The 20,613-nt window shown below is 71.1% G+C and carries 15 protein-coding genes and 6 pseudogenes; 12 read left to right on the top strand and 9 right to left on the bottom strand.

Going from position 1 to position 20,613, the window contains the following annotated elements:
* The first annotated feature begins 138 nt into the window (after positions 1-138).
* Positions 139-2,142: a GAF domain-containing SpoIIE family protein phosphatase gene (locus BUE44_RS34330; RefSeq protein WP_073502941.1), complete on the top strand. Its 2,004-nt coding sequence runs from the start codon at positions 139-141 to the stop codon at positions 2,140-2,142.
* Positions 2,143-2,698: 556 nt separating this feature from the next.
* Here the strand turns inward: BUE44_RS34330 and BUE44_RS34315 are convergent.
* Together BUE44_RS34315 and BUE44_RS34310 are read right to left on the bottom strand one after the other, a co-directional pair.
* A pseudogene (locus BUE44_RS34315) lies at positions 2,699-2,857 on the bottom strand (transposase family protein); the annotation flags it as partial.
* A gap of 94 nt (positions 2,858-2,951) precedes the next feature.
* Entirely contained in the window at positions 2,952-3,581 is a 630-nt protein-coding gene (locus BUE44_RS34310) for an NAD(P)-dependent oxidoreductase (RefSeq protein ID WP_073502940.1), read from the bottom strand.
* Positions 3,582-3,709: 128 nt separating this feature from the next.
* Between BUE44_RS34310 and BUE44_RS34305 the strand changes: the two genes are divergently transcribed.
* The 4 genes from BUE44_RS34305 to BUE44_RS34290 are packed head-to-tail and all read left to right on the top strand — an operon-like array spanning position 3,710 to position 6,761.
* Positions 3,710-4,477, top strand: coding sequence for an SDR family NAD(P)-dependent oxidoreductase (locus BUE44_RS34305; RefSeq protein WP_073502939.1), 768 nt, complete (start codon positions 3,710-3,712; stop codon positions 4,475-4,477).
* The gene (locus tag BUE44_RS34300; RefSeq protein ID WP_073502938.1) at positions 4,474-5,211 is read left to right on the top strand and encodes a hypothetical protein; all 738 of its coding nucleotides are present in this window, start codon (positions 4,474-4,476) and stop codon (positions 5,209-5,211) included. Before BUE44_RS34305 ends, BUE44_RS34300 begins: the two co-directional genes overlap by 4 nt.
* Complete coding sequence (locus tag BUE44_RS34295) at positions 5,208-6,074, top strand: SGNH/GDSL hydrolase family protein (RefSeq protein ID WP_079190344.1); 867 nt, start codon at positions 5,208-5,210, stop codon at positions 6,072-6,074. The genes BUE44_RS34300 and BUE44_RS34295 overlap by 4 nt, the downstream gene beginning before the upstream one ends.
* A 54-nt stretch (positions 6,075-6,128) precedes the next feature.
* The gene (locus BUE44_RS34290; RefSeq protein WP_200804619.1) at positions 6,129-6,761 is read left to right on the top strand and encodes a TetR/AcrR family transcriptional regulator; all 633 of its coding nucleotides are present in this window, start codon (positions 6,129-6,131) and stop codon (positions 6,759-6,761) included.
* Here the strand turns inward: BUE44_RS34290 and BUE44_RS39695 are convergent.
* The 3 genes and pseudogenes from BUE44_RS39695 to BUE44_RS34280 form a co-directional block, all read right to left on the bottom strand.
* Positions 6,760-7,040, bottom strand: a pseudogene (locus BUE44_RS39695) (transposase); the annotation flags it as partial. The gene BUE44_RS34290 and the pseudogene BUE44_RS39695 sit on opposite strands and share 2 nt — an antisense overlap.
* Before the next feature lie 50 nt (positions 7,041-7,090).
* Positions 7,091-7,412 (bottom strand): annotated as a pseudogene (locus tag BUE44_RS40010) (winged helix-turn-helix domain-containing protein); the annotation flags it as partial.
* 385 nt (positions 7,413-7,797) lie between these two features.
* Positions 7,798-8,205: an ArsR/SmtB family transcription factor gene (locus BUE44_RS34280; protein WP_073502936.1), complete on the bottom strand. Its 408-nt coding sequence runs from the start codon at positions 8,203-8,205 to the stop codon at positions 7,798-7,800.
* A 95-nt stretch (positions 8,206-8,300) separates the two neighbouring features.
* On the opposite strand from BUE44_RS34280, the gene BUE44_RS34275 reads away from it, so the two are divergent.
* The 3 genes and pseudogenes from BUE44_RS34275 (at position 8,301) to BUE44_RS34265 (ending at position 11,281) form a co-directional block, all read left to right on the top strand.
* Positions 8,301-10,277 carry a heavy metal translocating P-type ATPase gene (locus BUE44_RS34275; RefSeq protein ID WP_073502935.1) on the top strand — a complete coding sequence of 659 codons (1,977 nt, stop codon included), beginning with the start codon at positions 8,301-8,303 and terminating at the stop codon, positions 10,275-10,277.
* Between the two features lie 164 nt (positions 10,278-10,441).
* Positions 10,442-10,699 (top strand): annotated as a pseudogene (locus BUE44_RS39935) (DegT/DnrJ/EryC1/StrS family aminotransferase); the annotation flags it as partial.
* 21 nt (positions 10,700-10,720) lie between these two features.
* Positions 10,721-11,281: an NUDIX domain-containing protein gene (locus BUE44_RS34265; protein WP_073502934.1), complete on the top strand. Its 561-nt coding sequence runs from the start codon at positions 10,721-10,723 to the stop codon at positions 11,279-11,281.
* Between the two features lie 275 nt (positions 11,282-11,556).
* Here BUE44_RS34265 and BUE44_RS34260 read toward each other — a convergent pair whose 3' ends face one another.
* On the bottom strand, positions 11,557-12,768 hold the full coding sequence (locus tag BUE44_RS34260) for a low temperature requirement protein A (protein ID WP_073502933.1): 1,212 nt from the start codon (positions 12,766-12,768) through the stop codon (positions 11,557-11,559).
* 187 nt (positions 12,769-12,955) lie between these two features.
* Here BUE44_RS34260 and BUE44_RS39085 point away from each other — a divergent pair.
* Positions 12,956-13,386, top strand: a pseudogene (locus BUE44_RS39085) (integrase); the annotation flags it as partial.
* Between the two features lie 3 nt (positions 13,387-13,389).
* Positions 13,390-13,944: a MarR family winged helix-turn-helix transcriptional regulator gene (locus BUE44_RS36220; protein WP_079190347.1), complete on the top strand. Its 555-nt coding sequence runs from the start codon at positions 13,390-13,392 to the stop codon at positions 13,942-13,944.
* Here BUE44_RS36220 and BUE44_RS34245 read toward each other — a convergent pair.
* The gene (locus BUE44_RS34245; RefSeq protein ID WP_235002750.1) at positions 13,886-17,197 is read right to left on the bottom strand and encodes an NACHT domain-containing protein; all 3,312 of its coding nucleotides are present in this window, start codon (positions 17,195-17,197) and stop codon (positions 13,886-13,888) included. The two genes, BUE44_RS36220 and BUE44_RS34245, sit on opposite strands and share 59 nt — an antisense overlap.
* A 596-nt stretch (positions 17,198-17,793) precedes the next feature.
* Between BUE44_RS34245 and BUE44_RS37685 the strand changes: the two genes are divergently transcribed.
* Positions 17,794-18,051: a hypothetical protein gene (locus BUE44_RS37685; RefSeq protein WP_235002753.1), complete on the top strand. Its 258-nt coding sequence runs from the start codon at positions 17,794-17,796 to the stop codon at positions 18,049-18,051.
* A 452-nt stretch (positions 18,052-18,503) separates the two neighbouring features.
* Here the strand turns inward: BUE44_RS37685 and BUE44_RS34235 are convergent.
* A pseudogene (locus BUE44_RS34235) lies at positions 18,504-18,735 on the bottom strand (transposase); the annotation flags it as partial.
* A 121-nt stretch (positions 18,736-18,856) separates the two neighbouring features.
* Positions 18,857-19,300 (bottom strand): nuclear transport factor 2 family protein, encoded by a 444-nt coding sequence (locus BUE44_RS39690; protein ID WP_322941033.1) that lies wholly within the window; start codon positions 19,298-19,300, stop codon positions 18,857-18,859.
* Positions 19,301-19,770: 470 nt separating this feature from the next.
* Between BUE44_RS39690 and BUE44_RS34225 the strand changes: the two genes are divergently transcribed.
* A complete protein-coding gene (locus BUE44_RS34225) occupies positions 19,771-20,568 on the top strand; it encodes an SMI1/KNR4 family protein (protein WP_073502673.1) in 798 nt (265 codons plus the stop codon).
* Positions 20,569-20,613 lie beyond the last annotated feature (45 nt).

Raw genomic sequence — 20,613 nt, 5'->3', positions numbered from 1 at the left:
AAGGTCGAGCGTGCGAAGGCGGACCACGGCCCGGGCGTGACTGAGCGGCTGGCCGGCATTTATGCCGGGGAAGAGCCACCCGCAAGCCCTTGCCTGCCGCGCGCGAGAGAGACGCTGGGAATAGAATGCGGTACGTATGTGGCCATCGTTTCGACGATTGTTGGGAAGCCGCAGATGGACGCCTCGGACGACCTTCTCCGAAAGGCTTATCCGTCGGCTCTTGTGACTCTGGGCGGTGTCGTCCGCCGCCTCAACGCCCCGATGGCGACAGCGCTGGGGAAGCCGGCGGTGCAGTGCGTGGGCCGTGACTTCGCTGCTCTGCTGCCGGCGGGGCAGAGGGTCTCGGCCGAGCGTCTGGTGGCCCAGGGAGCTACGGGCAGGCGGCTGGCGATGAATGTGCTGGAGTTCCCCGGGCCTGGCGGCGCGTCCGTGGTCTTCCTGGTCGAGGCGCGGCTGGCGGAGGATTCCGCAGGTGGCGAGCGGTTGGTGTGGGTCCATTCGCTGGACTCGAAAAATGACCTGGCCAGCCTGCTGATCCCGTTCCGGCTGGCGGCCAAGGCCGCCGGTCTCGGCTTGTGGATGTATTCCCCCGCCGATCGTCAGCTGGAATGGATAGGGGGCGCGCCCGCGATGGCCGCGCTCTTCCCGAACCCCACAGTGGCCTTGTCCAGGGTGATTGCGCGAGTCCACCCCGACGACCAGAAGGCGCTGCGGCGACTGATGCTGCCGACGTCCGCCCAGTCTCCCTGGATCGAGCTTCGGTTCCGTACCGATCACAGTGGATGGCACCATCTGGCCTGCCAGGCCCGTCGAGTCGACCTGGGGCACGGGGGCCCGGAACTGACGTTCGGGGTGGTCCGCGACGACACCGAGCAAAAGGGGCACAAGCAGGACATGCAGGCCGCGCTGACCGTCGAGCAGGAGCGCGCCGACCTGATCACCGATTTCTCCTCCGCCTTGATCACCGCGACCACGGAGCAGAGGCTGCGGCAGGTCGTCCTGACCCGGCTTGCCACAACTTTCGAGGGTGCCGGCGCCCTGCTCGCGCTCATTGACGAGGACAGGTCGCTGCGCGTCTCCACCGATGCCGGGATATCCCCCGAGGAGGCCGACTGCCTGCACGGCCTGTCCCTGGACGATCCGGATCCGGTGTCCGAGGCGATCCGCACCGGCAAGCCGCAGGTCATCGGCAGCCAGGAGGACTACGTCCGGCGCTGGCCGCACGGGGCCGCCCTGTCATGGGTCGACCTGCCCAGCTCGGGTCGCGCTGCCTTGATCACCCCCCTAGGCCGGGTCGACGGTCAGCCGCTCGGGGCTTGGGCGGTGATCTACGATCGCGACTGCCGGCCATCCCTGGACGAGCGGGCACTCATGGACACCCTGGCCGGACTTGCGTCGCAGGCACTGGGACGGGTCAGGGCACAGGAGGCATACGTCGATCTGGCCACGGCGGTCCAGAGCAGCATGCTTCCGACGCTGCCCCCACATCTTCCGGGCCTGGAGGTTGCCGCTCGCTACCGTCCGAGCCGGAAAGGGCTCGACATCGGCGGCGACTGGTACGACGCCTTCGTCCTGCCCGACGGCGCGGTCGGGCTGGAGATCGGCGACGTTCAAGGGCACGACGTGGACGCTGCGGCCTTCATGGGACAAATTCGCGCGTCCATGCGCACGATCGCCGCTCACGAACCAGCTCCGGGAACGGTCCTGTCGCGCATTAACGAGCTGCTTGTCACGATGGATGCCCCACGTTTCGCCAGCTGCACCATGCTGCATATCGACGGCGACGGACAGGTCACCGGCACCAGCGGCGGCCACGTGCCAATGCTGTGCGCACACGAAGACGGCAGTCACGAGGTTCTCAAGCTCCCGGGAGGCCCGGTCCTGGGGGTCGTCCGCGACACTGGTTACTCCGAGAAGACCTTTGCGCTGGACCAGGACAGCGCGCTGGTCCTGGTCACCGACGGCGTGGTCGAAGGGCCAGGACTGACGTTGGACGACGGACTGGAGCGGGCCGGAACACTGGCCGCCGAAGCCCTCCAGGAAGGGCTGAGCACCGAGGCGACCGCTGACCGGGTCCTCGAAGCGGCGGACGCGGTGGACCACCTCGACGACTTGGCCGTACTGGTCATCCGGCGCTCATGACGACGCCCGGCACGGTGCCGAGCGCATCCGCCGTCAGGGCCGCAGGGTGCCGCTGCGGGTATGTCAGCACGCGCCTGACACCGCCGGATCGGCAGCGGCCCGCCTCGTGGTGCGGGCGCGGACCCCACGGGGCACCGCGGTCTGTCCGGTCTGTGGGGTGTCTTCGGGTCGGGTGCACGGATTTCATCTAGGAACGGTGGCCGACGTGCCGGTCGACGGCAGGCGGGCAAGCGCTGGACCGACACCGGCAACTATCACGATGAGCGCGGTCTGAAGAACCGCCCGCCGGGGGAGACGCGGGTGGTGCCGCTGCCCCCGCACCTGGTGACTTTGTGGCGCGACAGTGTGCGGAGATTCGGCACAGCTGACGACGGGCGTCGAGGCCTACGACTCCCGGCCGGGTTTTGGAGGGCAACCGTGGTGGACAAGATCCCTCGCTATTCAGCGGGGTGCTGACCGACGGCTCGAACGCTCAGAGGTGCTGCCCCGCATCACGACGGTTGGCGTAGGCCCAGGAGGGGACCGGCCAGGCGTGGACGTCGTTGAAGGAGAGCTGGACCGGGCAGACCAAGCGAGCACCTGGACATCGATGACGACCTGCCGGCCGTCGACCGGCACGTCTGCAACCGTCCGGCCGTGGTAGCCGTGGACCCTGCCTGTCAGGACCCCCACACATCGGGCAGGGGAAGGGAACATTCGGGGTCCGAGCGGCTACGCCGCGAGGCGAGCGGCCGTGTGTCCAGCCGAAGTTCCATACGTCCTCGGGTGCCCGCGGCCGGTCCAGGTGCCTGCCCGGTGCGGCTTGCCGCCTACCCGGCGATCTCGACGTGCTGCCGATAGGTGGCCGGCTCGTCCAGGTTCCGTACGATCCAGTCGGCGATGTCGGCGCGCACCGCCGCGCGCGCCGTCGGCACGTGCCCGCCTACCGACACCTGGTAGGACGACGTCGGTCCGCCGTCCCTGAGCATGGGTGCCCGCACGAGCGTCCAGTCGAGGCCCGAGTCGAGCACCACGGCCTCCATCCGGGCCAGGTCCGTGTGGATCCCGCCGTACACCCGCTCGGCCACCAGCCGGGTCACCTGCCGCTGGACGAACGGCAGATGACCGGTGGACAGGCCGGCCGACGACATGGCGACCAGCCGCGTGGTCCCGGCCGCCCGCGCGGCGGCGACCACCTGGCGGACGCCTTCGGAGAAGACGGTGGTGGACCCGCGCCCGTGCACGCCCAGCGCGACGACCACGGCGTGCTGGCCCTTCATGGGCACGGTCAGGCCGGCCGGGTCGAGGACGTCGGCGCGCACCGCGGTCAGTCCCGGGCGCGGGCTCGGTGCCTTCCCTGGGTCACGGGCGAGCGCGGTGACGGTGTGGCCGTCCCGCAGTGCGCGGTCGACGACCAGACCGCCGGTGCGACCTGCGGCTCCTACGACGAGCAGGTTCATGGCATCTCCTTGGTGGGTGCGGGGCGCCGGAGCGCCGGGCCGAGGACCAGCTGGATATTTAGCCGGACAGACTGTATGAATGAATTGTAGCCCGGACAGCACGGGCCCGGACAGCGAGGGAGCGACCTATGACGGGGCAGTACGCGGATCTGAGCGGACAAGTGGTGGTGGTCACCGGCGGCTCACGCGGCATCGGTGCCGCCACCGGCCGGGAGTTCGCCCGGCAGGGGGCCCGCGTGGCGTTGATCGGCCGGGACGAGGCAGCCCTCGCGTCGGTTGTCGCCGGCATGGAGAAGGACGGCGGTGAGGCGCTGCCGGTGGTAGCCGACTGCATGGACGAGGACGCGCTGGAAGCCGCTGCCGCACAGATCTCGGGTACGTGGCAGCGGCCCGCGTCCGTACTCCTCGCCTTCGCCGGCGGCGACGGCAGGCCGGTGCCGGCGGCCACCATGGAACCCGGGCGCTGGCGCGCGACCCTGGAGGGCAACCTCACGGCGACCTTCCTGACCCTGCGGGCCTTCCTGCCCGGCATGATCGCCGAACGGCGCGGCTCGGTGGTCACCATGGCCTCCACCGCCGGCCGGCTGCCCGGCGGCGCGAGCGCGGCCTACGCGGCGGCCAAGGCGGGCGTGCTGATGCTCACCCGGCAGATGGCGCTGGAGAACGCATCAAGCGGTGTCCGGGTGAACTGCCTTGCGCCCGGCGCTGTCCGCACCGAGCGCACGGCCGCGGAGATGCCGGCCGAGATCCAGCAGCAGGTCGCGGCCGCCCATCCGCTCGGCCGACTCGGCGAACCAGCCGACGTGGCGCAGGCCGCGCTGTTCCTGGCGTCCGACGCGTCGTCCTGGATGACCGGCCAGACACTCGACGTCAGCGGCGGCCGGGTGATGATGTGAACGCCCCACCCCTGCCTGAGCGTTCGGCCGCCGCCCAGGCCGGCACCGCCGGGACCGGCCCGGTCCGGCCGCGCATGCCCTTCGTCGGCGCGCTGATGTACGTGCTGCTCTTCGTCGGCGGCCTGACCGGCTCCACCGCGCTGGCGCGTACGACGTACCCCTCGCCGTTCGGCGGGAACGCCGACATCCTGGACTACTTCGCGCACCATCGCGATGCCGTCCTCCTCCAGGGCGTGCTGCAGGGCGTCTCGGCGGTCGGACTGCTGGTCCTGGCCGCAGCATTGGCTGACGCGGCGGCCGGCCGTTCGACCGACGACCGGGCCGTGCACCCCCGGCTGATCGCGGCGGCCGGCGGACTCGGCGCGGCTTTCCAACTGCTGTCCGCCCTGCTCGGCTGGGTCGCCGTGCGTGACACCACGCAGTCCAGCCCTGCGCTGGTGCGGGCGCTGCACGACCTGTCCTTTGTCACCGGCGGGCCCGGCGCGGTGATCGGCGTCGGTGTGATGATCGGCGCCACCGCGCTCGCGCTGCGCGGTGCGCTGCCCGGCTGGATCCGGCCGGCCGGTCTGGTCCTCTGCGCGGTGGCCCTGGCGTCCCTGCTGTGCCTGGCCACGCAGTCGGCGGCCTTCCTGCTGCCGGTCGGGCGGTTCCTGGGCATGGCCTGGCTGCTGGTTGTGACCCTCCTGCTGGGTCGGGTGGGGCGCGGCCCCCGGTCCGCGGGCGGTGGGCGGTGAACCCGCCGTCCGACCCCGGCGGCCGCGCCCGGAACGCGCAGGCCGAGCGGCTGGTGCGGTACATGCACCCCGACCGGTCCACGCCCTACCTGATCGGCGCCGGTGCGCCGCAACTGGCCGCCGCACTCGGCCTGGCGGAGGACGTCTACCTGCGGCACGTGGACGCCCTCGACGGGCGGGCACGGGCGGCAGCAGCTGAAGTGCTCGCCGAACCTGCGTTCGCCGCACTCGTGAACCGGCTGCCGTTCGAGCCGGGTACGACGATCCTGGCCGTGGGGGAGAGCGACACCGCCGACCGGCTGTCCTGGCTCGACGTGCTCCGGCACGTCCTGTGGCTGCGGCAGCCCGGCCAGGACGCGGTCACCGTCGTCAACGCTGCGGTGTCCGGCCAGACGACCACGGAGGCACTGGCCCGCTGGACGGCCGTGCTGCGCGCGGCCGGGCCGGTGGACTGGATCCTGTGCAAGCTCGGCGCCAACGACGCCCGCCGGATCGACGACCGCGCGACACTGGTCGGCCCGGATGAGACCGCGCGCAACCTGTCGATCCTGCGGGGGCTCGCCCGCCCCAACGGCGCGCGGTGGGTGTGGCTGACCCCGCATCGGGTGGACGAGGAGCGGATCACCGCCGCGCCCGGCTTCCGTTTCACCGGCAGCCGCTGGCTGAACGCCGACCTGGCGGCGGTGTCGAAGGACCTCAGGTCGCGACCGGAGCCCCTGGTGGACCTCGACCCGGTCTTTGTACCGGCCGAGCGCCCCGGACTGCTTGAACCCGATGGGCTGCACCCCGCTTCCGAAGGGCAGCGGGTGATCCTGACGGCGCTGGTCCAGGCCCTGGTGGACGGCGCGGTGAGCGACGGGTAGGCGATACTGCTCGGGCGGCTGCCCCGGAGCGGGCGGCACGGCAGGCAGGAGGCAATGATGAGTCCGAGGCCCTACGAGATGGGTCGCCGGCAGAGCTCGGTGGACGAGACCCGCGGCCGTATCGTAGCCGCCGCCCGCGATCTGCTGGTGGAGAAGGGGATCGTGGCGGTGGACGCGGTTGCCCGGCGGGCCGACGTCTCGCGAGCCACCGTGTACTACCAGTTCGGGACGAAGATCGGTCTGCTCGAAGCGCTCTGCGACGACCTTGCCGCCCGCGGGCACATGCAGCAGCTGGCCGAGGCGTTCGGCCTGATCGACGCGCACGCTGCACTGCGGGCGTTCGTGCACACCATCGCTGACTTCTGGGCGGTGGACAGGGCCTGCACTCGCCGGCTGCGCGGGCTGGCCGCGCTCGACCCCGACGTCGGCCAGGTCATCGGCGCCCGGGACGAGCGCCGCCGCGCAGGGGCCGAAGTGCTGGCGCGGCGGCTCGCCACGGCCGACGGCGACCCCGCCAGCGAGGGTTCGCAAATGAACGGCCGTTTCGCCGCCGTCCTGTACACCCTCACCGGCTTCGAGGTCTTCGACTCGCTGGCCGGCGACGGCCCCCTCGCCGAGGCCGCGCCCACCGTGCTCGCCCTGCTGCACGCGGCGCTCGGCGACCCGCCGCCCGGCGCGGATGCCTGACGCCTGCCGCTACGTGGGCGCTGGCAGCCATGACCGACGACCGCGATAACCGGCCCTATCACGTCGACGGCGAGCTCACGCTCACGTCCTGAGGGCCTTCTTCCCGGCATCCAGGCCCGTGGTCGCCTTCGGCACGCCGGCCGCCGCCCGCACCGACTGCGAGTCGAGCACTACCGCGCTCGGGTCCTCAGGGCGCCCGGCATGTTCACGCACCTGCATACGCAGCCGGTCATGAATCTGCTTGTCCGTGCCGTTCTTCCGCCATCGCGCGAAGTACTGCTGGGGAGTCGCTGGTTGGAGCCCGTACTCAGCCAGCCATCGGAGCAGGTCCGGGCGGGAGGTCTCGACACGACCGGGGTCCGCTTCAACAGCCGCCAGGTGCCCTCGACCGTGTACGAGACATGGAAACAGCCGGCCGATCAGCGTCTTGATCCGCGCTAGCGTCCACCGCTGGTCCGCCCACCCGTGAGCCAACGGGCCACGCTCCAACTCCCGCTCCAGCCCGGCGATCTGGTCTTCGCTGAGCCGAGATCTTCCCGGCGACCCCTTCGACAGGACTCCGGCTTCTCCGCACTCGCGCCAGGCCCGCCGCCCCGCTCGACCGAACCGCACGCTGATCCGCAGGGCAGTGGCAGTCTCCGCGTTCTTCTGCACCGTCCGCTCGGCGGTCAGCCGCACCTCGGCCGGAACATCGTCCAACTCCTCCACCAGCGCGTCGTAGATCGGCATGTCGGCTGGATGTGCTGGACTCACGGTTTGAAGCCGCCCGAGATGCGGTGTCGTCCAGAACCGGGCGTTCGAACTGCTCCAGTCCTTGAACGTCGGGTGTGGTCACGACTCCAGCCTGCCGGGCCCCACTGACAGTTCGCGCCAACTCTGTCGCTGCGGACCGGCGAAGCCTCTCGTGGCGGATCGGTAGCACCGGGGTCTCCTGATGCCAAACCTGACGGCCTGGCCATGGCCGCCGCCTTCCACCAGCCCGCATTCGCGTCAATCACTCGGCGGTGGGCGCCCGACCGCGTCCGCGCGTTGCCATTTACGGTGCCGCGGGTGCGGCCCCTGTCGGCAGTTCGGCGTCGGCGTCGGCGACGGCGTCTGTGACGCCCAGGCGCAGGTGTTCGACGTGGTAGAGGGCCTGGTCGAGTAGCTGGGCGACGTGGTTGTCGTAGAGGGCGTAGACGACGGAGCGGCCTTGGCGGGTGCCGGTGACCAGGCCGAGGTTGCGCAGGAGCCGCAGTTGGTGTGAGCAGGCGGACTGCTCCATGTCGACGGCGGCGGCCAGTTCGGTGGCGGGCAGCGGGCCTTCGCGCAGGCGGGCGAGGATCAGCAGCCTGGAGGGGGTGGCCAGGGCCTGGAGGGTGGCGGCGACTTTCGGTGCGTTCTGCGGGGTGAGCGCGGTGCGCGGTATGGCGTCCTCGCTCGGGGTGTTCGTTCCGTGGCCCATGGCTGCCATTCTACGGAAATGAACGAATGAATGACTGTTCAAGTGTTCCTGTACGGTGGATGGTCCGACTCTCCGCGCGAAGGGCTTCCCCTGCCATGTCCACCACCTTGACCAAGCCCGCCTCGCCGCCGGCTGCCCGTGCCGGTGGGGCGCCCCGGCGGCGTACCCGGGTGCTGGCGCTGCCGGAGGCCCGCTGGGCGCTGGCGGCGCTGGTGCTGTTCCTGGCCGCTCTGCCGCTGGACCTCCTGGGCGCCCCGGTGTGGACGTGGGGGCCGCTGTTCGCCGCCGCCTACGTCGCGGGCGGCTGGGAGCCGGGTTGGGCTGGGCTGAAGGCGCTGCGGGACAGGACGCTCGACGTGGACCTGCTGATGGTGGTCGCCGCGATCGGCGCGGCGGCGATCGGGCAGGTGCTGGACGGCGCGCTGCTGATCGTGATCTTCGCGACTTCCGGCGCGCTGGAGGCGCTGGCCACCGCCCGTACCGCGGACTCGGTGCGCGGCCTGCTCGATCTCGCGCCGACGACGGCTACGCGGATCAGCGACGGCGGAGGTGAGGAGAGCGTCGCCACCGACCGGCTGGCGGTCGGCGACACGATCCTGGTGCGGCCAGGCGAGCGGATCGGTGCCGACGGCCGGGTTCTGGACGGGGCGAGCGAGGTGGACCAGGCCACCATCACCGGCGAGCCCCTGCCGGTGGCCAAGGGGTCAGGGGACGAGGTGTTCGCAGGCACCCTGAACGGCACCGGGGCCCTGCGGGTGAAGGTCGAGCGCGACCCCTCGGATTCGGTGATCGCGCGGATCGTGACCATGGTCGAGGAGGCCTCCCGGACCAAGGCGCCCACCCAGCTGTTCATCGAGAAGGTCGAGCAGCGCTACAGCCTGGGCATGGTCGGCGCCACGGTCGCACTGTTCACGGCCCCACTGCTCTTCGGCGCCGCTGTGCAGCCGACGCTGCTGCGGGCGATGACGTTCATGATCGTCGCCTCGCCGTGCGCGGTGGTCCTGGCCACGATGCCGCCACTGCTGTCGGCGATCGCGAACGCCGGACGCCACGGGGTGCTGGTGAAGTCCGCAGTCGTCATGGAGCAGCTCGGGCAGGTCGACGCGGTGGCGCTGGACAAGACCGGCACCCTGACCGAGGGCACCCCCCGCGTCACCGAGGTCCGGCCGCTTGCCGGGGCCGGGCTGGACGCTGCGGCCCTGCTGCGCCTGGCCGCAGCGGCCGAGCACGCGAGCGAGCACCCGCTGGCCCGTGCGATCGTGGACGCCGCCCGCGCCCGAGGCCTGGACATCCCCGCTGCCGGCGACTTCGCCTCGACCCCGGGCGTCGGCGTCACCGCCACCGTCGAGGGCCGCACGGTCACTGTGGGCAGTCCCGGTCGCATGCTGGACGCGGCAGGCAGCCGGCGCGCTACTGTGGTGGCCGCGGGGCTGGAGGACGAGGGCCGTACCGCGGTTGTGGTGCTGGTCGACGGGACAACGGCCGGGGTGCTGGGCATCGCCGACCGGCTGCGCGATGAGGCCGCCGCCACCGTGACCGCACTGGCCGAGCTGACCGGCACCGGGCCGCTCCTGGTCACCGGCGACAACGCGCGCGCTGCCGCACGCCTGGCCACCGAGGTCGGCATCAGTGACATCCGTGCCGGACTGCTGCCACAGGACAAGGTCGCCGCCGTTCAGGAGTTGGCGGAAGCCGGCCGGAAGGTGCTCGTGGTCGGCGACGGCGTCAACGACGCCCCGGCGCTGGCCGCCGCCCACACCGGTATCGCCATGGGGCGGGCCGGATCCGACCTCGCCCTGGAGACCGCCGATGCCGTCGTCGTCCGCGACGAACTGGGGACCATCCCCACTGTCGTGAGGCTGTCGCGCGCCGCCCGCCGCCTGGTGATCCAGAACCTCGTGACCGCAGGCGTGTTCATCACCGGCCTGGTCATCTGGGACCTGGCCGGCCATCTTCCCCTACCACTGGGCGTCGCCGGCCACGAGGGCTCCACCGTCATCGTCGGCCTCAACGGGCTGCGCCTGCTCGCCGACCGCGCCTGGCAGCCCGCTCGGCCCGGCAGCCTGCGGTGAGCCGCCGCAAGCCGAAGAACACTGTCCTCGCCCCAGGCAGGACTGCCGGTTAGGGCTCCGAGCCGCAGGCCGAGCGGCAACCGTCCGCGACGGCCCGGCAGGCGGCGACCCGCGCCGACTACGGCAGGCAGCCAGAAAGAGCAACGACCCACGACGAGGCGTTCGGCACGGATCGCACCCGACTGGCCCGGGACCTGTCCTCCTGCGAAGGCATCAGCACACGCTTCTCTTTCGACCCGCCGCTGCACCGGCGGACCGCGTACCGCTCGGAAACGGCCCCGCCCGCCCTGCCGGTGACAGACCGGCTGGCCGCACGGATGATCACCCTCCCGCTCTGCTCGCACATGCCGGAGCATGACGTCGACCGCGTTTGTGACGTCGTACGGCGGGCGCACGTCGGTGGCTTTTCGCACGCGGTCTGAGCGTCGCCGAAAGGACGACGGATGAACGACTACGTGGCCGAACTGCGCTCCTTGCTGGGCCACCGGCCTGTCATCTTCCCGGGGGCGTCGGTGGTCGTTACCGACGACCGTGGGAGGGTGCTGCTGCTGGCCCGCGCGGACACCGGGGGGTGGGGGCTACCCGCGGGACTCATGGACCCAGGCGAGTCTTTCGAGGACACCGCCCGGAGAGAGGTTCTGGAGGAGACGGGACTCATCGTCGGCGAACTCGCCCTGCTGGGCCTGTTCGGGGACGCCCTGCGGACCTGGACGGACCGGTTCGTCGACTACTGGGCCACCAAGATCGGCCTGGGGGGTGCGATCCGAGCCGTCGTGGCTGCGGGCAGGGACCCCTTCGCGCAAAGCCGTGACCAGGTCGATGCGGCCGTTGCCGCACTGCTGTCGGCGACCGCGGCGGCGGGGATCACGCGTCCCGAGGTCGCACCGGACGACGTGGTGGTGGCCCCCAGCGGCATCGCCATGGTCGCGGACGTCCTGGAGGACCGCGACCAAGTGGGCCGGGTACTCGACCTTGTATTCGAGGGGATTCGCACCCGTCCGTAGGCCGGGCGCATGAAGGCCGGCAGGACGGGGCAGCACCGCCGGTCGCCCCCGTGCATCGGGACGCCACAGTCAACCGCCGTCGGCCGAATGTCCCGAAGCGCGCCTGTCGAACCGGGGCTGCCTTCCAGGCGGAACAGGGCACACGAGGCTCAACGCTGGTCACGCTGCCGAGTCTCCTTGCCGGCTCCTGCCGGGCGTGGCGTGGGGCCGTCATATCACCGGCCGCGGCAGCGCATGCCCACCGGAGCCCCGCCGGGGTACGCTCACGCCTTCTCCTAGGGGGTGGGTTCCTCAGCACGCGACAGGCGGTGTGCCACGGCGAACAGCCAGGGGACTCCCAGGAGAAGGAAGAGCGTGAGCGCGAGGGCCAGGGGCGGCGGGCGCAGGGCGCCGAGGGCTGCTGCCGCGACGGCCACGAGCACGCTGATCCGGGCGAGCGGCCGGTAGAGCCGGCGGTCGTTCTCCCAGGCTTGCAGGCTGGCGGCGAGGGCCATGGTCGCACAGAGCACGATCGCGGCGCCGGCGCACAGGACCCAGGCTGTTGCGGGAGGTGTCCGGTCGTCGTGGGCGTGCTCGATCAAGGTGGGCATCGCCGCGCCCATGGCGGTCACGGCCGCCGTGAGGGGCAGGTGCAGGAGCAGCCACTGCACGGTCGCGCCGCGTGTGCGGTGGGGCGGGCGGTGCCCGGCGAAGTCGAAGTAGGTCCACCAGGCGCCGAATCCGACCAGGACGGAGCCGAGGCCGACGGCGACTCCGGTGGCGCTGGTCGGCTCGCCGGAGAGGCCGTCGACCACGCCGATCACGGTCTCGCCTAGCACGATGATGATGAGCAGTCCGAAGCGTTCGGTGAGCGCGTCGGTGATGGTGAAGGCAGCCGCCTGGGCCGGGGAGGCCAGCGCGATGATCGCGGCGAGGCCTCCGAGGGCGGCGAGGGCCAGCAGCCCCCAGGTGAGCAGGCGGGCGTCTGGGGGCAGCAATGCGCTTGCCATGAGGATGGCGGCGCAGGTGGCGGTGCCGGCGACGTAGAGCCCGCTGGACTTTCGGAACTCGGGGGTGTCCCCCCGGCCGGCGAGGTACCAGAGCAGGGCCAGTACGGCGAAGAGGATGCCGGCGGTGATGGCGAAGGCGGCTCCTTGTTCGGATCCTGCCTTGGGGATGAACGCCCCGAGGGGGATGAGGATGAGGATCTGCAGCAGGAACATGACGCGGCCGCGGGCGTCGTCATATCCGTGCAGCTCATGGTGGAGTGTGCCGTTGAGCCAGGCGATCCACACCAGCGCGAAGATGACGGCGAACTCGGCCAGCCCGCGCCAGGTGAGGTGGTCGGCCAGGTGGTGGGCGGCCTGGCCGATGAGCACGACCACGGTCAGGTCGTAGAACAGTTCCAGGGGGCCGACCACCCGGTGCTGGGGCTGGCGGCCGTGGGCGCGCGGCGGCCGCCACAGCTCCCGGCGCACCCGGGACCAGTTCTGCTTCTGCCAGGTCATGGCGTCAGGCTAAGGCCGACGGCCCTCAAGGGCTCCCACAGGCCAACAGGCCACAGCCTTGGGCTGGTGTCCTCACCGGTTCGGCGATCTGTTCATGCCCCTGCCCGCGTGAAGGGTGCCGGTGTGGAGTGCCCCGGGCCTGGTGCTCAGCCACCCAGCGTGCCCATGTACTCGGGGGCGTAGCGGGCACCGCGACCTGGTCGCACACCGTCACGCCGACATGTCCCGGCCGAAGCGCCCGGGAAGGCCGCGGACCGTGCGCTCCATCCGGGTCCTGGTGCTACGGCTCGCCCGGGAGAACCCGAGCTGGGGATACCGCCGCATCCACGGCGAGCTTCTCGTACTGAACGTGAAGGTCGCCGCATCCACGTCTGGGAGATCCTCAAGGACGCCGGCATCGACCCGGCACCCGAGCGGGCCTCCAGCACATGGGCCGACTTCCTGCGCTCCCAGGCCGACGCCATTCCGGCCTGCGACTTCTTCGAGACTGTCACCCTGTCGGGGGCGCGACTGCATGTCTTCGCGGTGATCGAGCACGCCAGCCGCCGGATCCGGATCCTCCGCGCCACCGCCCACCCGACCGCGGTACGGGTGACGCAAGCCGCGAGGAACCTGGTGCGCATGACCTGCACGGATGACATTTTCGGCAGGAGCAGCGTTCCGAACCCCGAGGAGGCGCCCGGAGCGGGCGGCGGCGGCCTGATCCCCGACCCCGACGGGGAGCCGGACACCACCGTCGACGTGCTCGTCCGGCTGCCCTTCCTGGTCCACGGCGTGCTCACGGGCGTCGCCGCCGAGTACGACGTCTCCCTGGTCCAGCTCCGCCTGTTCGGCATCCTGCGCGACCGCAGGCCCGGCATGCTCGAACTCGCCGGCTACCTCGGCCTGGACAAGTCCTCCATGACCGGCCTGGTCGCCCGCGCCGAGAAGCGCGGCCTGGTCCAGCGCCTGCCGTCCCCGCACGACGGGCGGGGCGTCCTGGTCAGTCCCACCCCCGAGGGTCGCCGGATCACCCGGCAGGGCGCCGCCGGGATCGCCCGCCGCCTCGACGCCCTCACCACGGCCCTGACCCCCGCGGAACGCACCCGTTTCCACGACCTGGCCGAAGCTCCTCGCGTCATCGTGAGCGGGCGTTGTCCTGCGCCCGCTGTCCCATCTGATCCCAGAACTCCCTGAGTTCGCCGATCCTGGTGCCCCGCTGCCACCGTGCCTCAGGGCGGGGCCGGGAGCGGGACCGCGACAGCAGGGTGGACTGCGCACGGCAGAAGGCCTGGCTCAACTCCACGCGGTGTCCTTCGAGGCCTTTAGGCGGGTACGGGCACAATTCGAAGGCGCAGTCGTCCAGGCAGTTGGAGCCCGCCTGCGAGGCCGCCGTACGGACGACGGTCCGCCGCGGGTCGAGCGGGGCGCGGTCCCGGGTCAGGCACGGCGGCAGATCGGGCCGGCCGGTGTGCTGGAGGCGGCGGAGCCGGTCCTCGGGCCAGTCGGCGCGCTCGGCGAGATTGAGCAGCACGATCACGTCGCCCAGCAGCTGCTGGGCGCGCTCGTGCAGGGTGCTCCAGCCGGTCGACGGCGGGATCCACAGCTGGTGCTTGCGGGCTTCCCCGTGCGGGGCGGTCCGCGAGCCGACATGGGCGGCGACGCCGCACTCGTCGATCCACAGGAACCGCTCGGGCTGCTGCGATTCCAGCGCCCACGCGCACAGTTCCGCCGTGGCCTCCACGAAGGGATGCTCCCGTTCCCCGCCGGGGACGGCGAGCCACTGCCGCACCTGCTCGGCGGGATGGGAGCCGTGCCCGTGCTGGGGGCGCGCGACATCGGCTCCGTCGCGCAGGTTCCACAGGGTCAGCGCGTGCAGCAGCGTGAGCCGGGTGAACCAGAACCGGGTGCGCTTGAGCATGTCCCAGGCCTGCTCGGCGAGGTACGTCCGGGCCTCGGGCCGCGCGTGCGGGTGGCGTTGCCTGCGGTTGGCCGCGTATTTGAAGCCCTGGGCCAGCGCCACCTCCACGCTGAGGTCGAGCGCTGGGTCCCCGCCCTCCTCCGGCACGCCCACCCGCCGTACCCAGGTCTCGAGGAACGCGTAGGGGGTGTCCCGGTGGCGATGGGTGGTGACCGAGCCCACCAGCAGGGGGACCAGCCACGCGCACATGGTGTTGTCCCGCCAGTCGTTCTCCTCCGCCTCCCGCTCCTCCGCCTCCAGACTCCGCTCCTCGTGCCGCTGCTCCTCGCGCTCCCGCAGCTCCCGCTTGATCCGGCCGACCCCGCCCTCCGCCCGGCGTCGCCTCCTGGCCTCCTGTTCCGCGACGAGTTCCGGCTGCTGGCCGTCGTACAGCTCCAGCATCAGATCCCGCTCGCCGCCGCGTTCCACCCGCCGGCCCCGGACGACCTGCGGTCCGCGCAGCCGGGGCTGGAGCACGGCGAAGGCCGCGTCGCCGCCGGACCCGATCTCCTGCGCGATGGCGACGCGGACCGGGTACGACGGCTCCTGGCACGCGATGTCGAACAGTTCGAGATAGGCCGGCTGCAGGGTCTGCCGGCGGACGACGCCCCGCATCGCCTCGCCGAAGCGGGACACCAGCAGCGTCTTGGCCGCCTGGAGGGTGTGCGGGTCCCGGGCCAGCAGGTCCGGCCAGGAGGTGCAGAGCCGCATCGCGATGAGGTGCTGCTGCGGTTCTGCGTCGACGCTGTCGATGTCCAGGGCCGCCGCGTACAGCTCGAGCGCGTTGGTGTGGAGCGTGCGCCCGAAGACCGCCTGGGCGGTGCCGTCCGCGGCGCCGGGCACCCCCTCACCGCCGGGGGACCCCGGCGGGCGGCCCGTGGTCGTCTGCGCCCGGCACGCGGCGTTCAGGAGCAGATCGCGCGCGGCCGCCGTGGGGCACCAGGGCTCCTCGCCCGAGCCCGCCTCCCCGTGCACGCACGCGCCCTCGACCGTACGGGAGTGCAGCACCATCGCGATCAGCAGCTCGCGCCCCGGCTTCTCCAGCGCCGCGGGGAAGAAGGATCCCTCCGCCGGTTCCGCGGGGATGCCCGGGTGGATCACCGCGTTCATGAACCGTGACCCGAGGTGGGCCTGCAGGACGCTGTGCTGGAAGCGGACGCGGTCCCCGGCGAGTTCCGCCAGGCCCATCCGCGATCCCCAGTGCGCGGCGAGCCGGATGTCGAGCCGGCTGTCCTCGACCCTCTTCGCCAGCTCCCGGACGATCTCGGGATAGCGGGGCCGCAGGGGGTCCTGCTCGTCGACCACGTCGGCGAACCGCACCTCGGAGGAGTCCGACGCCAGCCCGACGCAGGCCAGCGCCGACAGGTAGTGGATCGCCGACCGCCGCTCGTCGGGGCTGAGCGCCAGCTCGGGATGGAGATGGCCGCTGATCAGCGCGTTGAGCCAGGTGTCGAGGAGGTGTAAGCGCAGCGCCGCCCGGTCCCCGCCTCGGGTCTCCACGGCGTCCGCCTCGGCGTGCGCGGACAGGGCGTGCTCCAGGAGCCCCTCCTCGTGGAGTTCGCGGGCGATCTGGAGATAGGTGGGCGCCTCGGCGATGGCGGCCTTCTCCACGATCCAGTCCAGGCGCTGCCGGTCCTCCCAGCTGTTGCCGGACGAGACGTACTCCAGCGCCGCCTCCTCGCTCAGCGGCTCCAGGTCGGTGAGGGACACCTCCATCCCGCGAAGCGAGTCGTGCGGCCGGGAGGTGATGATCAGCGGCAGCCGCTCGGCGTTGGCCCGGCGGATGGCCAGCCGGATGATGTTGTCGCGTTCCTCGGCAAGCGCCTCACCGGTCAGCGCCTCCTCCAGCCCGTCGGCGAGGACGACGATGCGGCCCTGCTGACACAGCCGACGCCACACCTTCTCCCCCTCGGCACCTGAGCGGATGTCGCCCTGCACCTCCCGGGCGAACCGCTCGCACGCCATCTGCCGGAAGTCCAGACCGCCCTCGACCCCGCGCAGGCGCAGCGGGATGGGTACGGCGTTGCACTGGGCGAGCTGCCGGGTCAGCAGCACGACCAGCGCCGTCTTGCCGGTGCCGATCCCCCCGACGACGATGTGCGTGCGGCGGAACCGGGTGTCCTGCAGGTCCGCCATGAGGACGGCGCAGAGCTGGTCGCGGCCCACGACCTCGCCGAAGATGTCGCCCGCCGTCTCCACCAGCTCGCGCGGGGCCTCCTGGGCCTTCCGCAGATACCCCCCGCGCACCCGGCTGAAGCGGAAGAAGAGGTAGGCGACCGTGACCAGGGCGAGCGTGAGGAAGGGCATGAAGACGTTCTGCAGGACGCCGCAGGAGAAGCTGCTCTCCCTGCACTGCCCGTCGATCCAGGTCATGGGCGAGCTGAAGCCCTTGTCCGCCTCGCTGTTCTTGGCCGCCAGGGTGAAGATGGCCTCCGCCGCCAGGAACAGCATGACCAGCGCGCCCAGGAAGGTCAGCGCCAGCAGGGGCAAATACCACCCGCTCTTGCGGACTCGCCACCTTCGAGCCTGGTCGTAGGCTCCCTGTCTCCTCCACGAAGCGCCGCCGCCAACCTTCACCCTGTCACTGTTTCCTCGCCCGCCGGGCTTTCGGCAGCACCCGGGCGACAATCACCCGCGCGGCTCAGCCCGCCCGCGCCAACCGGGTGGTCGCCGGAGCCCCGGGGCGAGACCGTCGGCCGGCCGGGTGGCGCTCCCGCGGCACCGGTGCCCGGACTCGGTCACCACGAGGCGGAGAGATCATCCGCGCGGGGTGGCACCTTGGAGGTCCGATGTCCGCCGGGTCCGGCTTTCCCTCGTGTACGTGCGGGGCTTCGCGGGCGGCGCGCCCGGCATCGACAAGGCGGTGACGGACCTGTTCTACGGGTTCAACGAGGGCTCGACGCACGTGCGGGTGGGAAGCGGCGAGGAGCCGCTGTTCTACCAGTTCGAGGGGCCGCTGCTCAGGCTCCACACCGACGAGGGCTACCAGATCCTCGTCGAGGGCGGCCAGATGGCGTATCCGGACCGGCACGACCGGGTGCCGCGCGACACCGTCTGGGTGCACCGCTTCTACGACGTCTCAGCCGATGTTGCTGCCCCGAGGTGCCGAGGCGCTCGGTGTCTCCGTGGCCTTCGTGATTGCCGCCAGCCTCCTCGACGGCACGCACACCCTGAGCGTCGTGCAGAAGGCCCTGCCGGTGCACTACTGGCAGAACTGGACCAACCTCGTTGACTCCTCCGACCCCGCGCACCTGACGAGCGGAATCGTGGCCCAGATTGCCACGATCGCCCTGGCCGGTGGAGTCGCTTTGCTCGTGCTGTGCCGTCGGGACCCGGCGGCATGACACCTCCGATCAACAGCTTGTCGGGAGCCTGCTGACCGGAATACGCCTCGCGGGTGTAACCGCACCGGACAGGTCGGTGTCCAAGCTGGAGACGCATGCGGGATGGGTGAGAGGCCGTGCGTCGCCTTCCACGCGGTAGCCAGCTCGCCTGGCCGCGATGAACCTGACCGACATCCCGGACAGACGCCTCACCCTGCAGGACCGAACAATCCCACGCCAGCCGAGCCAATGCCGCCTCGGGCCAACGGCTCATCCAGCAGGTATCTGTCCGCAATCAGCAGGCTTGTGCCCACCCTCGACGTCCTTCAGGGATGACCGGCGGGTCCGAGCACACAGGCAGGCGCGGTCACGGGGGACCCCGCGCCCCCTGGCAGGCTCGGTGATATCCGAGTGGCAGGCGGATATCCGGCATGGGGTGCACGGAGCCGCGGCCGGGACCCGCCGGTCTGTTCGTTCCAGGCAGTCCCCGCCCAGCGCGAGGGCAAGCGCCACATCGAGCAGGATCTTTCCCGGATCGTGCACCGCCCGCGGTTTGCGCCACGGCTCAAGCGCCGCCGACATCGCCGCATCCAGACCGGTCTTGCGGGCCATCTCGACCAGCAGCACCGCACCGGCCTGCGAAACCACGCCGCGACCACCGCCCTCGGCGCGGACACGCGGATAGAACCCGATACGCTTCTTCACCTGGAAAGCGCCTCCGGCGGTGGCGGGAACAAGAACCTCAGCAATCCTCATTCTCGCTGGTCAGAGGCACTTTCCGCGTTCATCACCAACAGATGGACAGCCCACCTTGGAAAGCGCGAGGTTAGGAAACGCCCTTGCGCAACGACGCGAGGAGGCGGTCGAGGTCCCCGCGTGCCGTGTACGTACGGATCGGGTCGATGTAGTCGCGAGACTCGATGATCTGACCGTCCCGCACACGCATGACGAAGACGCAGGGCACCTTGGACCTGGAGTCGTCCGGCAACGTGAACTCGTAGGCGAACTCGGCGACGATCACTTCAGGATCGGCGGTCTCGTGGACGACGACATCGGCGACACCCCTCTTCGGCAAGGACTCCCGAATTCCCGGCGGCACCGTGAAGTGCTCCCGGAGCGCACGCCGACTCGTCAACGGCTCGGACTCCGGCGTCGCCATCGGATGCCGGACATCGGTAACCTCGCCGTACAGGTCAGGCAACTCGCTTGAGTTCCCGTCGGCGACCCCATGAACAAGGCGGAGAAATACCTCACGCGGACTCAGACTCACAAGACCCCCCAAGCGATACGCAGGCAGCTGACGATCATTATCGCCTGATGCGAGCCGATGTGGCGGACTGTCTCGACCCGCAGCACCTCACCCGTCTGATCCCACGGCCGACGCCCTGGACGCGACATGTAGATACAGGTCAGCACTCTTCATCCGAGAAGTGCGCTTCCGCAGCAACGTCCAGGACCCTCCACAGATCCCATCTGTGCGGGTCAGGAGCGCTCCTCGCATCTCTGACCGGCCGCAGCGCGGCGCGCCCTGCCCATGTGGACCACCCGAATGCCTTGTCCCGGAGGGACGAGGCATCAGGTGTCTGTGACGCTCAACCGCCATGTCACCCCCTGCCTGATCGCCTGTTCGCCCCCGGGTGTCGAGGGCTCGCAAGCACCGCGACCTGGTAGACCGGCGGACCTGCGCTGCACCTCGTTCTCGGCAGGCTTGTTGTCGGTGCGGTGCGCTTCACTGCCGCCATGGAACTCACGCAATCGACGCTCAACGACCTGCTGGCCCGAATCACCTCCCCGGGCGGGTGTCTGCACCTGCCCTCGGATGTCGACCCACACGCACTCGTGGAGTTGCTGGACGGTCGCTACGGTGCCCCGCGAACCCTTGTCCTTGACGGCTTCACGGATCCGACCGCGGATGAGTGGAGCGGCGCGGGGTTGCTGACCGGCCTCGAAGGGCGGGGGGTGACGATACGGGCATGGGCGTACGGGGAGCAGTGGATCGGTGCGGGGACGGCGCGGGACGCGGAAGGCGTCGTCCGGCCGGTGCTGGCGACCGCGCCGCGGCGCACGCAGGCACCGCCCGTGGGGCCACTGGGCCAGGATGAGGACTGGGTCGACCGGCTCGTCCGCGTCACCGGCTGGACCCCCTCCTCGCGACGGCAGGACGTCGACTGGGCGCGGATCGAGGGGCGCCTGGGATCGAGACTTCCCGGTGACTACAAACGCATGGTGGCGACCTTCGGTGTGGGCGCCTTCGACGGTTACCTCGACCTGAACCAGGAGCCGTGGACGCATCTGCGGGAGGACGGTCTGCTCATCTGGGCAGGCACCGAACACGAGGACCTGTACTGCTGGCGGGTCGACGGCGGGGACCCGGACCGCTGGCCCGTCGCGGTCCGGACCTTCGACAACCGCGACGTCCTCTTCGACTGCCCGGCCGCGGAGTTCGTCTGCCGCATCCTCCTTGACCGGCACCATCCGTTCACGATGGCCCGCTACTTCGACACCCACTGGTTCCTGAGCTATCAGGACGGCTTGTGATCCGGCCCCGCTGCCAACTGACCGCTGGGGTGGATGTTCCGGGTC

Origin of the sequence: Actinacidiphila paucisporea, assembly GCF_900142575.1 — a bacterium.
Classification (GTDB): Bacteria; Actinomycetota; Actinomycetes; order Streptomycetales; family Streptomycetaceae; genus Actinacidiphila; species Actinacidiphila paucisporea.
This window is presented reverse-complemented; position numbering and strand designations above follow the sequence as displayed.

Excerpts from the sequence above, each read along its gene's own strand:
- BUE44_RS34310 (WP_073502940.1), bottom strand. The coding sequence starts at position 3,581 with ATGAACCTGCTCGTCGTAGGAGCCGCAGGTCGCACCGGCGGTCTGGTC.
- BUE44_RS34305 (WP_073502939.1), top strand. The coding sequence starts at position 3,710 with ATGACGGGGCAGTACGCGGATCTGAGCGGACAAGTGGTGGTGGTCACC.
- BUE44_RS34290 (WP_200804619.1), top strand. The coding sequence starts at position 6,129 with ATGATGAGTCCGAGGCCCTACGAGATGGGTCGCCGGCAGAGCTCGGTG.
- BUE44_RS34280 (WP_073502936.1), bottom strand. The coding sequence starts at position 8,205 with ATGGGCCACGGAACGAACACCCCGAGCGAGGACGCCATACCGCGCACC.
- BUE44_RS34275 (WP_073502935.1), top strand. The coding sequence starts at position 8,301 with ATGTCCACCACCTTGACCAAGCCCGCCTCGCCGCCGGCTGCCCGTGCC.
- BUE44_RS34265 (WP_073502934.1), top strand. The coding sequence starts at position 10,721 with ATGAACGACTACGTGGCCGAACTGCGCTCCTTGCTGGGCCACCGGCCT.
- BUE44_RS34260 (WP_073502933.1), bottom strand. The coding sequence starts at position 12,768 with ATGACCTGGCAGAAGCAGAACTGGTCCCGGGTGCGCCGGGAGCTGTGG.
- BUE44_RS36220 (WP_079190347.1), top strand. The coding sequence starts at position 13,390 with ATGACCTGCACGGATGACATTTTCGGCAGGAGCAGCGTTCCGAACCCC.
- BUE44_RS37685 (WP_235002753.1), top strand. The coding sequence starts at position 17,794 with ATGTTGCTGCCCCGAGGTGCCGAGGCGCTCGGTGTCTCCGTGGCCTTC.
- BUE44_RS34225 (WP_073502673.1), top strand. The coding sequence starts at position 19,771 with ATGGAACTCACGCAATCGACGCTCAACGACCTGCTGGCCCGAATCACC.